Source organism: Spirillospora sp. NPDC047279 (assembly GCF_040643285.1).
Lineage (GTDB): Bacteria > Actinomycetota > Actinomycetes > Streptosporangiales > Streptosporangiaceae > Spirillospora.
Genome location: NZ_JBEYUA010000006.1, coordinates 11,569 through 26,078 on the forward strand (window position 1 = coordinate 11,569; position 14,510 = coordinate 26,078).

At 71.6% G+C, this 14,510-nt stretch carries 14 protein-coding genes; 8 read left to right on the forward strand and 6 right to left on the reverse strand.

The annotated features are described in order from the left end of the window. Positions 1 to 87 precede the first annotated feature (87 nt). Together ABZ810_RS16345 and ABZ810_RS16350 are read left to right on the forward strand one after the other, a co-directional pair. Complete coding sequence (locus tag ABZ810_RS16345; RefSeq protein ID WP_358403686.1) at positions 88 to 2,370, forward strand: FdhF/YdeP family oxidoreductase; 2,283 nt, start codon at positions 88 to 90, stop codon at positions 2,368 to 2,370. Between the two features lie 9 nt (positions 2,371 to 2,379). Continuing rightward, the gene (locus ABZ810_RS16350; RefSeq protein ID WP_358403687.1) at positions 2,380 to 2,985 is read left to right on the forward strand and encodes a DUF1707 domain-containing protein; all 606 of its coding nucleotides are present in this window, start codon (positions 2,380 to 2,382) and stop codon (positions 2,983 to 2,985) included. On the opposite strand, the gene ABZ810_RS16355 is transcribed toward ABZ810_RS16350, so the two are convergent. Together ABZ810_RS16355 and ABZ810_RS16360 are read right to left on the reverse strand one after the other, a co-directional pair. Further along, entirely contained in the window at positions 2,982 to 3,749 is a 768-nt protein-coding gene (locus ABZ810_RS16355) for a hypothetical protein (protein ID WP_358403688.1), read from the reverse strand. The two genes, ABZ810_RS16350 and ABZ810_RS16355, sit on opposite strands and share 4 nt — an antisense overlap. Positions 3,750 to 3,823: 74 nt before the next feature. Continuing rightward, complete coding sequence (locus tag ABZ810_RS16360) at positions 3,824 to 4,642, reverse strand: TetR/AcrR family transcriptional regulator (protein WP_358403689.1); 819 nt, start codon at positions 4,640 to 4,642, stop codon at positions 3,824 to 3,826. A gap of 56 nt (positions 4,643 to 4,698) precedes the next feature. On the opposite strand from ABZ810_RS16360, the gene ABZ810_RS16365 reads away from it, so the two are divergent. Then, positions 4,699 to 5,721 carry an alcohol dehydrogenase catalytic domain-containing protein gene (locus ABZ810_RS16365; protein ID WP_358403691.1) on the forward strand — a complete coding sequence of 341 codons (1,023 nt, stop codon included), beginning with the start codon at positions 4,699 to 4,701 and terminating at the stop codon, positions 5,719 to 5,721. Positions 5,722 to 5,818: 97 nt separating this feature from the next. On the opposite strand, the gene ABZ810_RS16370 is transcribed toward ABZ810_RS16365, so the two are convergent. Together ABZ810_RS16370 and ABZ810_RS16375 are read right to left on the reverse strand one after the other, a co-directional pair. Further along, positions 5,819 to 7,216: an amidase gene (locus ABZ810_RS16370; protein WP_358403693.1), complete on the reverse strand. Its 1,398-nt coding sequence runs from the start codon at positions 7,214 to 7,216 to the stop codon at positions 5,819 to 5,821. Further along, positions 7,213 to 8,139 carry a D-2-hydroxyacid dehydrogenase gene (locus ABZ810_RS16375; RefSeq protein ID WP_358404382.1) on the reverse strand — a complete coding sequence of 309 codons (927 nt, stop codon included), beginning with the start codon at positions 8,137 to 8,139 and terminating at the stop codon, positions 7,213 to 7,215. The genes ABZ810_RS16370 and ABZ810_RS16375 overlap by 4 nt, the downstream gene beginning before the upstream one ends. A gap of 180 nt (positions 8,140 to 8,319) precedes the next feature. On the opposite strand from ABZ810_RS16375, the gene ABZ810_RS16380 reads away from it, so the two are divergent. The 4 genes from ABZ810_RS16380 (at position 8,320) to ABZ810_RS16395 (ending at position 11,075) form a co-directional block, all read left to right on the forward strand. After that, positions 8,320 to 8,811 carry a DUF3830 family protein gene (locus ABZ810_RS16380; protein ID WP_358403695.1) on the forward strand — a complete coding sequence of 164 codons (492 nt, stop codon included), beginning with the start codon at positions 8,320 to 8,322 and terminating at the stop codon, positions 8,809 to 8,811. 13 nt (positions 8,812 to 8,824) lie between these two features. Further along, positions 8,825 to 9,586, forward strand: coding sequence for an Asp/Glu racemase (locus ABZ810_RS16385; RefSeq protein ID WP_358403697.1), 762 nt, complete (start codon positions 8,825 to 8,827; stop codon positions 9,584 to 9,586). 84 nt (positions 9,587 to 9,670) lie between these two features. After that, a complete protein-coding gene (locus ABZ810_RS16390; RefSeq protein ID WP_358403699.1) occupies positions 9,671 to 10,426 on the forward strand; it encodes a maleate cis-trans isomerase in 756 nt (251 codons plus the stop codon). Beyond that, the gene (locus ABZ810_RS16395) at positions 10,410 to 11,075 is read left to right on the forward strand and encodes a GntR family transcriptional regulator (protein WP_358403700.1); all 666 of its coding nucleotides are present in this window, start codon (positions 10,410 to 10,412) and stop codon (positions 11,073 to 11,075) included. The genes ABZ810_RS16390 and ABZ810_RS16395 overlap by 17 nt, the downstream gene beginning before the upstream one ends. A gap of 39 nt (positions 11,076 to 11,114) precedes the next feature. On the opposite strand, the gene ABZ810_RS16400 is transcribed toward ABZ810_RS16395, so the two are convergent. Next, the gene (locus ABZ810_RS16400) at positions 11,115 to 11,972 is read right to left on the reverse strand and encodes an expansin EXLX1 family cellulose-binding protein (RefSeq protein WP_358403702.1); all 858 of its coding nucleotides are present in this window, start codon (positions 11,970 to 11,972) and stop codon (positions 11,115 to 11,117) included. Positions 11,973 to 12,120: 148 nt separating this feature from the next. On the opposite strand from ABZ810_RS16400, the gene ABZ810_RS16405 reads away from it, so the two are divergent. Beyond that, a complete protein-coding gene (locus tag ABZ810_RS16405; RefSeq protein WP_358403703.1) occupies positions 12,121 to 13,260 on the forward strand; it encodes an acyl-CoA dehydrogenase family protein in 1,140 nt (379 codons plus the stop codon). A gap of 86 nt (positions 13,261 to 13,346) precedes the next feature. Here the strand turns inward: ABZ810_RS16405 and ABZ810_RS16410 are convergent, their stop codons facing one another. Beyond that, positions 13,347 to 14,492 (reverse strand): CaiB/BaiF CoA-transferase family protein, encoded by a 1,146-nt coding sequence (locus ABZ810_RS16410; protein ID WP_358403705.1) that lies wholly within the window; start codon positions 14,490 to 14,492, stop codon positions 13,347 to 13,349. Between the last annotated feature and the right edge of the window lie 18 nt (positions 14,493 to 14,510).

Sequence of the window (14,510 nt, forward strand, 5' to 3'; positions counted from 1 at the left end):
ACGCGCGCCGGCCGCGTCCCCACGGGCCCGCCCGGAGCTTCGGCCCCGCACGTTCTACACCCCGCCGAACGTGCGAAAGTAGGACATATGAGCCGCAAGCCACCCGCCGAAGACGCCGGCGACCGGGATCTGGAGATCTCCGCGCCCCAGGACAGCGCGGCCGGCATTCCCGGCATCACGCACGCGCTGCGCCAGTCGTACGACCAGATGGGCGTGCGGCGGTCGGCGCTGACGCTGCTGCGGGTCAACCAGAAGCAGGGTTTCGACTGTCCCGGCTGCGCCTGGCCCGAGGGCGGCAAGCGGCATGTCGCGGAGTTCTGCGAGAACGGTGCGAAGGCGGTGGCCGAGGAGGCCACGACGCGGCGCGTGACGCGCGAGTTCTTCGCCCGTCACACCGTGGCCGAGCTGGGCGAACGGTCCGACCACTGGCTGGGGCAGCAGGGCCGGCTGACCGAGCCGATGATCAAGCGGGCGGGTGCGGAGCACTACGAGCCGGTCTCCTGGGACGAGGCGCTCGGCCTGCTCGCCACCGAGCTGAACGCGCTCGGCTCCCCCGACGAGGCGGTCTTCTACACCTCCGGCCGGACGAGCAACGAGGCGGCGTTCGCCTACCAGCTCTTCGTGCGCGCGTTCGGCACCAACAACCTGCCCGACTGCAGCAACATGTGCCACGAGTCGTCGGGCTCGGCGCTCATCGAGACGATCGGCATCGGCAAGGGCTCGGTGCTGCTGGAGGACGTCCACCAGGCCGATCTGATCTTCGTGGTCGGGCAGAACCCGGGCACCAACCATCCGCGCATGTTGTCGGCGCTGGAGAAGGCCAAGCACGCTGGGGCCCGGATCGTCGCGGTCAACCCGCTGCCGGAGGCGGGCCTGATCCGGTTCAGGAACCCGCAGACGCCGGCCGGGCTCGCCGGGCGCGGCACCGCGCTCGCCGACCGGTTCCTGCAGATCAGGCTGAACGGGGACCTGGCGCTGTTCCAGGCCCTCAACCGGCTGATCCTGGAGGCCGGCGACGGGGTCGACCGGGCGTTCCTGAACGAGCACACCGCCGGTTTCGAGGCGTTCGAGAAGCACATCCGGGCGCTGGACTGGGACGAGGTCATCGAGGCGACCGGGCTGACCCGGGACGAGATCGCCGCGACGGCCGCCGACGTGCTGGCGTCCCGGCGGATCGTGGTGTGCTGGGCGATGGGCCTCACCCAGCACCGCAACGCCGTGCCGACCATCCGCGAGCTCGTCAACTTCCTGCTGCTGCGCGGCAACATCGGGCGGCCCGGTGCGGGAGTGTGCCCGGTGCGCGGCCACTCCAACGTGCAGGGTGACCGCACGATGGGCATCTTCGAACGTCCCGCGCCCGCGTTCCTCGACGCGCTCGGCAAGGAGTTCGGGTTCGAACCGCCGCGCGAGCACGGCTTCGACACCGTGTCCGCGATCCGCGCGATGCGCGACGGCCGGGCCAGGGTCTTCCTCGGCATGGGCGGCAACTTCGTCCGCGCCACCCCCGACTCCGCGGTGACCGAGGCGGCCATGCGGTCCTGCCGCCTGACGGCGCACGTGTCGACCAAGCTCAATCGCTCGCACACCGTGACCGGCGAGCAGGCGCTGATCCTGCCGACGCTCGGCCGCACCGAACGCGACCGCCAGGCCGGCGGCGAGCAGTTCGTCTCGGTCGAGGACTCGATGGGCATGGTGCACGCCTCCCGGGGCCGCCTCGCCCCGGCCGCCCCCGGTCTGCGTTCCGAAGTCTCGATCGTCTGCGGCCTGGCCCGCGCGACCCTGACCGGCCCCGGACCCACCCCCGGCATCGACTGGGACGCCATGGAGCGCGACTACGACGTCATCCGCGATCACGTCTCCCGGGTCGTGGCGGGCTTCGCCGACTACAACGCGCGGGTGCGCGAGCCCGGCGGGTTCGTCCTGCCGCACGGGCCGCGCGACGAGCGCCGCTTCGACACCGCGACCGGCAAGGCCAACCTGACGGTCAACCCCCTCGAGATCCTGCGCGTGCCGGAAGGCCGCCTGCTCCTGCAGACCGTGCGCAGCCACGACCAGTACAACACCACGATCTACGGGATGGACGACCGTTACCGCGGCGTCAAGGCCGGCCGGCGCGTCGTCTTCGTGAACGAGGACGACCTGAAGGACCTCGGCGTCGCCGACGGCGCCATGGTCGACCTGGTGTCCGAATGGTCCGACGACGAAGAGCGGCGCGCGCCCGGCTTCCGGGTCGTGGCCTACCCGACGGCCCGCGGCTGCGCCGCCGCGTACTTCCCCGAGACCAACGTGCTCGTCCCTCTCGACAGCACCGCTGAGATCAGCAACACCCCGACGTCCAAGTCCATCGTCATCCGACTCGAACCCGCTTAGGCTCTGGCCATGAACCTCCCGGAACGATCTCCCCAGCCGCCGGAGATGCGGGCGTCGGACGCCGACCGCGACCAGGTCGCACAGGTGCTGCGCGAGGCCGCGGGCGAAGGCCGGCTGACGCTGGACGAGCTGGACGAGCGCCTCACCGCGGTCTACACCGCCAAGACCTACGCCGAGCTCGAGCCCGTCACCCGGGACCTGCCCACGACCGGCGCCCCGCGGCAGCCGCCCGCCTTCGGGGCGCCGATCTCCGACGCGCCGTCGTGGAAGCGCGGATTCGCGTTCTGCAGCGAGTTCAAGCGGCAGGGCGTGTGGAACGTCCCGGAGAAGTTCACCGGGTTCGCGTTCTGGGGCGGCGGCAAGGTCGACCTGCGCGAGGCGCGCTTCACGCCGGGGCAGGAGGTCCGCATCCGCGCGTTCGCCATCATGGGCGGCATCGACGTCATCGTCCCCGACGACCTCACCGTGCACGTCAAGGGCCTCGGCGTCATGGGGGCGTTCGACCCCACGGCGAGCGGCCCGGGCGTTCCGGGCGCGCCGCGCGTGGTCGTGCAGGGCCTGGCGTTCTGGGGCGGGGTCAACGTCAAGCGCAAGAAGCGCAAGACCAAGGACTAGTCGGCGGGTGCGAGCTTGCTGCCCGGGTACGGGCTGAGCAGGGTCTCCCGCCACGGCCCGGACAGGAACTCCCGGGCCCGCTTGCGCCACGAGATGAGCCTGTGGTCGGGCTCGGCCTCGTCGTCCAGGCCGAGCGCCGCGTCCCGGGCGCGCTGCAGTCCCAGGTGCGCGTCGATGTCGGTGCCCCACAACGTGACGGCCTCGGTGTCGCAGAACTGCACCTCGTACGAGCCGATCAGGCGGTGACCGTGATCGGCCATCATCGGGGCGCGCTCCTCCTGGACGGCCGCCAGGTAGTCCAGCGCGGCCCCCGGCCTGACCTCGGCGCTCTCGAAGAGGTAGAGAGGCGCCGCGTACCCGTCGGTCAGCACGTCGGCCAGCGCCGGGCTCCCCGGGGCCGCCCCGAGCGGCCGGGAGAACGCGCCGAACCTCAGGTCGTCGATGTCGGACAGGAAGAGGTTCTCCTGGACGTCGTCGTAGATCTCCAGCATCTGCCGCCAGCCGCCGTCCCACCCGCCGTGGCAGTCCCAGAGCGTCACCACCTTGAACTGCGGGTGCCCGGTGATCCCCACCGCGTAGAACGCCCCCACCAGGTCGATCTCCCGCGACCGGATCGACAGGCCCTCGGTCAGCTCGTGCTCCCCCGCGGCCAGCCGGTCGTCCTCCCGCTTGTACTCCGTCAGCCACCGCAGGTACTCCAGCGGCCGGCGCGAGTTCATCGGATGGAACTCGACCTCTTCGAGCAGGTAGACGCCACGGCGCATGAACCCTCCCAAACCGAGCATGTGCTTGCTTGGGACACTAGCGCCTCAACACCCCCACGGCCATAGCCCGCCCGCTACCGGGCCAGCCGATCAAGCCACTCCCGCAACAAGGCCGCCTCCGCCACGCTGAGCGGCGCGCCTCCCTCGTCATCGAGCGCCGCCCGCAACGCGACAGCCCGCCATCCCACTCCCCCGGCCCGCTCAACACGCGCCCTCGCCCCCCTCTCCCCCGCGCCACCCGACGCCCTGGCCCCGGCCGACCGCCAGGCACCCCCAAGGTCCCCGTCGTCCATCACGTCGGCCTCGGCAACGAAAGTCTCGTCATCGACCGGGCCGGCAATGGCCGCCAGCACGGCCTCCCGAGTCCGAGCCGACACTCCCCCACCGTCCGGGCCGGCGTCGGCGGAGGGTTCCGGGTTGGCGATCAGCGACAGCGTGACGCCCATGCCGGCCGCGTGGACCATTCCGGCGGCGGTCTCGACGGGCACGCGCAGACGACCGGCCCGGGCCACCGCCTCAAGGAGGCCGAGCAGGATCGTGTGCGCCTCCTTGGTCGCGGACGGGGTACGGGTGCCGCCGTACATCAGGGTGTAGATCGCCGGATGGGTGACGCCGAAGTCGACGTGCAGATCCCAGCCGCGCCGCAGGTCCTCCACCGGGTCCCCCGTACCGGGCTGGGCGCGCTTCTCGGCGAGGTAGTCCTCGAAGCCCCGGCTCGCGACGGCGTCGAAGAGCCCCTCCTTGTCACCGAAGTGGTGGTAGAGGGTCGGCGCCCCCACCCCGGCGGCGTTGCAGATCGCGCGGGTGGAGACGGGCTCGCCGCCCGATTCGGCCAGCAGCCTGGCGGCGGCGCGCAGGATGCGGTCGCGGGTGTCGTCCTGGACGGCCTTCATGAGAACGATGCTACAAACTTTTGCAGAACATCGCTACATTGCTATATCGTCAATACATGACCTCATATATCAGCGCTACACTCACCGCTCCCGAGACCCGCCTCGAGCTGGCCGAACGAGAGATCCCCGAGCCCGGCCCGGACGAGATCCTCGTCAAGGTCGCCGCCTGCGGGATGTGCTTCTCGGAGGTCAACCAGCTTCACGGGCACTACCCGTTCGGCCGCTTCCCGGTCGTCCCCGGCCACGAGATCAGCGGTGTCGTGGCGAAGCTCGGCCCGGGCGTCCAGTGGCCCGAGGTCGGCACGCCCGTCGGCGCGCAGTTCCTCTACTCCTCGTGCGGGCACTGCGACTACTGCGTGCGCGGCGACCAGATGCTCTGCGACGGCGGCCCCAAGCAGGTGACCGGGGTCAACCACGACGGCGGCTACGCCGAGTACTTCATCGCCCGCGCCGGATTCGTCACCCCGCTGCCCGCGGCGCTCGACCCGGTGGCCGCGGCACCGCTCATGTGCGCCGGCATCACCGCGTTCAACGGGCTGCGCCAGGCCGGCGCGGTCGCGGGCTCCAGGGTCGCCGTGCTCGGGACCGGCGGCGTCGGCACGATGGCCGTGCGCTTCGCCGCCGCCATCGGCGCCCGCGTCGCGGTCGTCTCCCGTTCACGCCGCGCGGAGGACGAGATGCGGGCGTACGGCGCCGAACACTTCATCGCCGCCGAGGCGCAGGACCCGGCGGAGGCCCTGCTCGCCTGGGGCGGCGCCGACCTCGTCATGAACACCGCACCCGACACCGCCACCGGCCTGGCCGCGTTCGGCGGCCTGCGCCCCGACGGCACCCTGCTCTACCTCGGGTACGGACCGGAGCCGGTCACCCTCCAGCCCATCGGGCTCGTGCTCGGCCGCAGGCGGGTCATGGGCTCGCCGTCCGGCTCCCCCAAGGACATGCGCGACACCCTGGAGTTCGCCGCCGCGCACAACATCGTCCCGGACGTGACCCGCGTGACCCTGGACGATGCGCCGAACATCCTGGAGTCCATGGCCGCAGGCAAGACCCACGGCCGCTCAGTCATCACCTTCAACTAACCCCAGCCCGTCCGCGCCGGCCTGTCCGGGTGGGGCAGGGAGCGCAGCGGATCTCTAGGCCACCTTGGTGGGGACGGCTGGAGGGACCGCGGGGCGGTCAGGGGAGGGTTGGGGCGGGGTGGTGGGTGTGCCAGGGGTGGGCTTGTTCGTAGGCGGCTGAGGCGCGGAGGACCAGGGCGTCGGCGTGGCGGGGGCCTACCACCTGGAGGCCTACGGGGAGGCCTGCGGCGGTGAAGCCGCAGGGGACGCTGGCGGCGGGCTGCTGGGTCATGTTGAACGGGTAGGTGAACGGGGTCCAGCCGGTCCAGCGGGCGCGAGCGCCCTCGGGGGCCTCTCGTCCGGCCTCGAAGGCCGTGATGGGGAGGGTCGGGGTCAGGAGGAGGTCGTAGTCCTGGTGGAACGCGCCCATGGTCTGGCCCAGGCGCATGCGGGTCGCGGTGGCCTCCAGGTAGTCGAGCGCGGAGAGCCGGGCGCCCTCCTCTGTGATCTCGCGGAGGCCCGGGTCGAGTTCGGCGCGGCGGGCGGGCGAGAGGTGTTCGATCACCTTGGCGGCGCCGGCGAACCACAACACCTCGAAGTCGCGCACCGGGTCGTCGAAGCCGGGATCGACCTGTTCGACCTTGGCGCCGAGGTCGGCGAAGACGCCGACGGCGGCGGTGACGAGGGCGGCGACCTCGGGTTCGACGGACGCGAAGCCGAGGGTCGGGCTGTAGGCGACGCGCAGGCCGGAGAGGTCGAGGTCGCCGGTCGTGAAGGGGGCGGCGGGCGGCGGGAGGGCCGACCAGTCGCGGGCGTCGGGGCCGGCGAGGACGTCGAGCATGAGGGCGGAGTCGGCGACGGTCCGGGTGATCGGGCCGACGTGCGCGAGGGTGCCGAACGGGCTCGCCGGGTAGTGCGGGACCAGGCCGTAGGTGGGCTTGATGGTGAACGTGCCGGTGAACGCGGCCGGGATGCGCACCGAGCCGCCGCCGTCGGTGCCGACGGCGAGCGGGGCCAGACCGGCGGCGACCGCCGCGGCGGCTCCGCCGCTCGAACCGCCCGGGGTGAGCGACAGGTCCCACGGGTTGCGGGTGATGCCGGCGAGCGGGCTGTCGGTGACGCCCTTCCAGGCGTACTCCGGGGTGGTGGTCTTGCCGACCATGACCGCGCCGTGCTCGCGCAGCCGCGCCACCGAGGGCGAGTCGTCGGGCCACGGGCCGTCGGGCGAGATCGTGCGGGAGCCGCGCAGGGTCGGGTGGCCGCGGGTGAGCAGGACGTCCTTGATCGAGACCGGGACGCCGTCCAGCACGCCGCACGGCTCGCCGCGCCGCCAGCGCTCGGCCGCCTCGCGCGCGGCGGCCATCGCCTCGTCGGCGGTGACCAGGCAGAACGCGTTGAGTTGCGGATCGAGTTGAGCGATCCGGGCGAGGACGGCCTCGGTGGCCTCCACCGGCGAGATCGTCCGGTCGCGGTAACCCGCGAGCAGCTCGGCCGCGGTCATCGTCGTCAGGCTCATCGGGGGGTCTCCTCGTACGGGACGTAGCCGAGCCGTTTGTCGACCACGTTGCGGAGGGGCCGGCCGTCCCGGCGGCGGCCGAGGTTGTCGGCGAAGAGGTGGACGAGCTCCTGCCGCCAGCCGATGGTGTCGCCCGACATGTGCGGCGACACGATGACGTCGGGCAGGTCCCACAGCGGCGAGGACTCGTCGAGCGGCTCGGTCGCGAAGACGTCGAGCGCGGCGCCCGCGATCCGGCGCTCGCGCAGCGCCTCGACCAGGTCGTCCTCGGCGACGAGCTGCCCGCGTCCGACATTGATCAGCCGTGCGGTCGGCCGCATCGCCTTCAGCGCGGTGCCGTCGATCATCTCCCGGGTGAGGTCGGTGAGCGGCGCGGCGAGCACGACGTAGTCGGCGCGGCCGAGCGTCTGGTGCAGCTCGTCCATGCCGTGGATCTCGCCGAGGTCGGGATCGGCGCCGCGTGCGGTGCGGCCGATGCCGGTGACCGCCAGCCCGGCGGCCGACAGCTTGCGGCCGATGGCGCGGCCGATCGGCCCGGTGCCGACGACGACCGCGTGCGCCCCGCTCGCGCGTTCGGTCTCGCGATGGCGCCACTCGCGGCGCGCCTGGAACCGCAGCGTGGTGTGCAGGCCCTTGGCGAAGCACAACACCAGCCCGAGAACGTACTCGGCGATCGGCTCGTCGAACACGCCGCGTGAGTTGGTCACGACCGCGTCGCCGGAGACCAGGCCGGGGAACAGCAGCCGGTCGACGCCCGCGCTGGCGATGTGCACCCACTCCGGGCCGCCCTCGCCCGGCCAGGCGCGGGCCAGGGCGTCGGACCAGAAGTCCCACATGAACAGGACGTCGGCGCCCTGGAGCGCGCCGGCGAGCTCATGCTCGCGGACGTACCGCACGTCGGCCAGGCTTTCGACCTGAGCCATGCCGGGCGGAACGTCATCGCCCCGCAGCACTACCACTGAGTCCACGTAACGCTCCGCAACTCTCCGCTATCGACGCTGGTCAGCAGTTAACGAGAATGCAACCGATCGAGGCATTGACACGCTATGAACGCTTCGTAGGATTGTCAACAATCAGAGCGACGACTCCGGGCCAGGGTGGGAATGCCAAGGAAGATCAGCATCGCGCTGGAGCGCCGCGGCGTCTCCTGCGTCGCGGAACTGCTGGACAAGGACGCACCACGGACGTGCGAGGCGGTGTGGCAGGCGCTTCCGCAGGGGGGCGACGTCTACCACGCGAAGTACGCCCGCAACGAGATCTACACGATGGTGGAGCGCTTCGGTGAGGCGATAGGCCTCGAGAACCCGACGGTGACGCCGATTCCGGGGGACGTGGTCTACTTCGACTTCTCCGGCGGCATGCTCGACCGCGCGTTCAAGGAGGAGAAGGGGATCGACGGGCTCCCCGGCGTGATCGATCTCGCGATTTTCTACGGGCGCAACAACCTGCTGCTCAACGGAGACGTCGGCTGGGTCCCAGGCAACGTCTACGCGACCATCACTCAAGGCCTCGACCGCATGGCCGAGGCGTGCAACGACGTCTGGAGGTCGGGAGCCGTAGGCGAACGCCTGGTCTACCAGCGTCTCGAGGACTGACGGGAGACCGGCGATGGCGATCGATCCCGCCCTCGTCGTCACACCCGCGCTGCTGGCGCAACAGGGCATCGGTGTCGTGGCACCGTTCGACTTCGCCCTGGACCGCGAACTGTGGCGTTGGATGCCCGACGACGTCTCGCTCTACATGACGCGGCTGCCGTACGTACCGGTGCCGGTGACCGTGGAGATGGCCTCCGCGCTCTCCGACCACTCGATCGTGCGGCAGGCCACCCGCGACGTGCTCACCCCCGAACCCCGGGCGGTGGCGTACGCCTGCGCCTCGGGCAGTTTCATCCGGGGGGCGACCGGCGAGTACCGGCTGCAGGAGACGATGAGGGCGGCGGGCGCGCCCGCCGCGGTCACGACCTCCGGCGGCCTCGCCGAGTCGCTCCGGCTGATCGGCGCCCGGCGGATCGCGGTGGTCACGCCGTACATCGACAGCGTCACCGACCGGCTCGTGCACTTCCTGCGCGCCCATGGCGTGCAGGTGGTGTCGCGGGTGGGGCTCGGCCTGCTGAGCCATATCTGGAAGGTCGGCTACGGGGAGATCGTCGAGGCGGTCGCCCAGGTCGACCGGCCGGAGGCGGAGGCGGTGTTCATCAGCTGCACCAACGTGCCGACGTACGACATCATCGCGCCCCTGGAACGCATGCTCGGCAAGCCCGTGCTGACCGCGAACCAGGTGACGATGTGCTCGGCGCTGCGCGCCATGGGCGTCCCCGCGGCCGGCGAGGGCCAGTCGCTCGTCCATCTCGGCTCGACCACCGCGGCCTGAGGATTCACTTCCCGGGGTCGCCCAGCCACCTGATGGTAAGATTGTCGACAATCTACCTCACGGCCGGTGACCTCGGGAGGATCAATGGGTGACGTTCTCGACTCCGTCGGATTCCTGTACCCGGGGTTCAGCGCCGAGGACGAGTATCCGGCGATCGAGAGGCTGCTCGGCGGCGGCGTCCGCCTTCCGGTCGTGCACACCACCATGCGCGAGGACGCGCACCGGGTCGACGCCCTGCTCGACATCGGTGGCTCCGACGTTCTCGCCCAGGGCGCCCGCGAACTGCGGGCGATGAACGTGACGGCCGCGGTGTGGGCGTGCACCAGCGGGAGCTTCGTCTTCGGCTGGGACGGCGCCGCCGCGCAGGTCGCGGGCGTCGAGCAGGCCGCCGGCGTGCCCGCGTCCAGCACCTCGTTCGCGTTCGTCAACGCGGCGCGGCACCTGGGCCTGAGCCGGGTCGCGGTCGCGGCCACCTATCCGCGGGACGTCGCCGACCGGTTCGCCGCCTTCCTCGGCCACGCCGGGGTCGAGGTGGTGTCCATGTCATGCCGCGGCATCATCACCGCGGCCGAGGTCGGCACCCTGGGCCGCGCCGAAGTCCTGGACTTCGTCGCGGCCAACGACCATCCGGAGGCGGAGGCGGTGCTGGTGCCCGACACCGCGCTGCACACCGTTTCCTGGCTGGACGCTTTGGAGGAGCGGGTGGGCAAGCCCGTTCTCACCGCCAACCAGGTGAGCGTCTGGGAGGGGCTGCGCCTGACCGGCGCGACCCCCGTGCACCCCGGGCTGGGCACGCTCTTCGCCACTAAGGAGGGGCCCCGTAATGGGCCAGTTGGGTGAGCTTGAACCGGTACCCCGCAGATCCACGGTAGAGATCGTCTATGACGAGCTCCGTTCGGCGATCCTGTACGGCTCCCTGGCGCCCGGCGACCAGCTCGGCGAGGCCGAGCTGGCCGCGCGCCTGGGCATCAGCCGCGGCCCGCTGCGCGAGGCGATGCAGCGCCTGGTGCAGGAAGGCCTGCTGCTCAGCGAGCCGCACCGCGGCCTGTTCGTGATCACATTGGACGAGGGCGACGTGGAGGACGTCTACATGACCAGGCTCGCCATCGAGCGGGCCGCCTGCGTGCTCCTGATGCAGCGCAACCGCGGCGAGGCGGTGATGCAGCTGACCGAGGCGCTGCAACAGCTCATGGACGCGGCGCGGGAACGCGACCGGGTCAAGATGAGCGACGCCGACCAGGCCTTCCACGAGGTCCTGGTCCGTTCCTCCGGCAGCCCCCGGCTGGAACGCATGGCACAGACGCTCCTCGTCGAGACCCGCATGTGCCTCAACGCCCTCCAGGCCAAGTACCCCGAGCCCGAAGAGCTGGTCGACGAGCACCAGCGCCTGGTCGACGCCATCGCCGACGGCGAAGAGGAACGCCTGCTCCGCCTCATCGAGGAGCACATGACCGACTCCATCGAACGCCTCCGCACCGACCTCTCCTGACCCGCCCCCACCCGCCCGCGGCGGGCGCCTGGTCGCCGCTCAGGGGCAGCCGGGGGTCGTTGACGGCGAGGTGGCGGGGGTGCGCGGAGGGGATGCTGAGCCGGCGTTCGGACGTTGCGTCCCGTACAGGCGGACGGTGGTGCGCTGGACGGTGGACGAGGACAGCTGCACGCGTGGCAGGACGGCCTGGTTGCCGTGGCGGTCGGCGACGCGGACGCGGTACGGGCCCGCGCCCTGGCGCGAGATCGTCCAGTGGTTGTCCAGGCCGCGGCGCAGCGGGCGCCAGCCGTCGCCGGTGTGCAGGTCGACGCGGGTGATCGGGTTGCCGTGGCCGAGGACCAGGAGGGCGAGCCAGTCTTCGGTGGAGCCGGGCTTGACGCGGACCGCCAGCCTGGAGGCGGGCCGCGGGTCGCGCACCAGGCGGTAACGGATCGGGATGACGCCCTTGGCCGGGTCGCCGATCTCGGCGAACGCGCGCTCGCTGAGATCGAGGCGTCCGGGTGCGCAGGCGCGGCATCGGTCGACGATCTGCGCGCGCACGGCGCCCTCGGGCCCGTCGATCTCCAGGTACGCCCCGCACAGGGTGGCCTGGCCGTACTCCTCGGCCGACACCGAGACGTAGTGGCCGGTGGCGGGCAGCGGCCCCATCGAGCACATGACCACGGACCAGTCAGGATGATGAACGGCCGTCCCAGCGGTCTCGGAGGTGACGGAGGTGACGGAGGTGACGGGGGTGACGGGGGTGACGGGGGTGACGGCGTTCGCGGGGGCGACGGTCGCGGCGCAGGCCTTCTCCTGGAGACGGATCATGCCGACCGTGACGGCCCCCACCGCGACCACCGCCACCGCCACCCAGATCCAGCGGAACCTCGGCCTCCGTCGCGGTGTCGCGTGCATGGGCATCCCCCGAGATGCGTGACGTACGTTCGACCTCATCAGGTAATCAGACGAACACGGGGAGTGTTACCGAAATCCGGAGTCCGGGGCCGCCACCCACGCCTGTTAGATTCCGAATCTGATTCTGGCGCGAATGAGGAGGACGTCGTTGAGTCCCTGGAACACGCCCGAGCGCACGGCGCTGCGCAAGCTCGTCCGCGAGTTCACCGCCCGCGAGATCATGCCGTTCCTGCCGGAGTGGGAGGACGCCGGGGAACTGCCGCGCGAGCTGCACCGCAAGGCGGCCGGGGCCGGGCTGCTCGGTGCCGGGTTCCCGGAGGAGGCGGGCGGTTCGGGCGGTGACGTCTTCGACGCGCTCATCGTGGCGGAGGAGATCATCCAGGCGGGCGGCTCCGGCGGCGTGGTGGCCTCGCTGTTCACCCACGGCATCGCGCTCCCCCACATCATCGCCTCGGGCGACAAGGGGCTGATCGACCGGTTCGCGCGCCCGGTGCTGGCCGGCGAGATGATCGGGGCGCTCGGCATCACCGAGCCCGACACCGGGTCGGACGTGGCGGGCATCCGGACGACGGCCGTGCGCGACGGTGACTCCTACCTCGTCAACGGCGCCAAGCTCTTCATCACCTCGGGGGTGCGGGCCGACTTCGTGACCACCGCCGTCCGCACCGGCGAGCCGGGGTTCGGGGGCGTCTCGCTGCTGGTCGTCGAGAAGGACTCCCCCGGCTTCGGGGTGTCGCGTTCGCTGAGCAAGATGGGCTGGCAGTGCTCGGACACCGCCGAGCTCTCGTTCACCGACGTGCGCGTGCCGGCGGACAACCTGGTGGGCGACGAGAACAGCGGCTTCCTGCAGATCGTCCAGAACTTCGTCACCGAGCGCCTGTCGCTGGCCGTCCAGGCGTACGCGACGGCGCAGCGCTGCCTGGACCTCACGATGGACTGGGTCCGCGACCGCGAGACGTTCGGCCGCCCGCTCTCGTCACGCCAGCTCGTCCGGCACAAGATCGCGGAGATGGCCCGCCAGGTGGACGTGGCGCGCACGTACACGCGGACCGTCGCCGAACGGTACGTCGCGGGCGAGGACGTGCTGACCGAGACCGCGTACGCCAAGAACACCGCCGTCTACGCCGTCGAGCACGTGGTGCACGAGGCCGTCCAGCTGCACGGCGGCATGGGCTACATGCGCGAGTCGGAGGTGGAGCGCCACTACCGCGACGCCCGCATCCTCGGCATCGGCGGCGGCACCAACGAGATCATGAACGAGATCGTCGCCAAACGCCTCGGCCTCTGACCACGTCGGCCGGGAACGCGACCGCATGGCCGCCCGGCGGTGCGGAGGGCCCGGCGGGGGTGTCCGCCGGGCCCTTGGGGTCGTGGTCAGGCTTGGGCGACGGCGCCGGAGGCCAGGAGATCGTCGACGTCGTCGAAGCCGAGGTCGGTGAGGACGTCGCGGCTGTCGACGCCGGGCAGGACCGGCAGTCCCTCGACCTCGGCCGGGGTCCGCGAGAAACGCGGGGCGGGCGCGGGCTGGAGGTGCCCGCCCTCGTCGATGAAGACGTCCCGCGCGGTGTTGTACGGGTGTTCCGCCGCCTCCTTGAGCGAGAGGACGGGCGCCACGCAGGCGTCGCCGGGCAGGAAGACCTCGGCCCACTCGTCGCGGGTCCTGGCCTTGAACGCGGCGGCGAAACGTTCGCGGAGGTCGGGCCAGCCGTCGCGGTCGTGCTGTCCGGGCAGGTCCTCGCCCTCCAGGCCGAGCAGGCGGATGAACTCGGCGTAGAACTGCGGTTCGAGCGCGCCGACCGCCATGTGCTTCCCGTCCGCCGTCTCGTAGACGTCGTACCAGGGCGCGCCGGTGTCGAGCATGTTGACGCCGCGCTCGTCCTGCCACATGCCGCCGGCCATGAAGCCGTGGATGAACGTGGACAGGTGGGCGGTGCCGTCCACGATGGCGGCGTCGACGACCTGGCCCCGGCCGCTGGTCTTGGCCTCGAGGAGGGCGGACAGCACGCCGACGATGAGGTACATGCTGCCGCCGGCGAAGTCGCCGAGGAGGTTCATGGGGACCTGCGGCGGCCCGCCCGCACGGCCCACGGCGTGCAGCGCACCGGTGACGGCGATGTAGCCGATGTCGTGCCCGGCCGACTGCGAGAGCGGCCCCTCCTGGCCCCAGCCGGTCATCCGCCCGTAGACGAGCTCGGGGTTGCGGGCCAGGCAGTCGTCGGGGCCGAGCCCGAGCCGCTCGGTCACGCCCGGACGGAACCCCTCCAGGAGCACGTCGGCCTTCTCGACCAGGCGGAGCACGACCTCCTTGCCCTGCTCGCTCTTGAGGTCGATCCCGATCGAACGTTTGCCCCGGTTGGTGAAGTCGGTGCCGACCGCGCCGCCGGTCGGGCGGACGGCGGCGGCACGGTCGACGCGGATCACCTCGGCGCCCAGGTCGGCCAGCAACATGGCGGCGAACGGGCCCGGCCCGATCCCGGCCAGCTCGATCACCCGCACTCCGGAGAGCGGACCCTTGCCCATGTGCGACCCCTTTCGCGT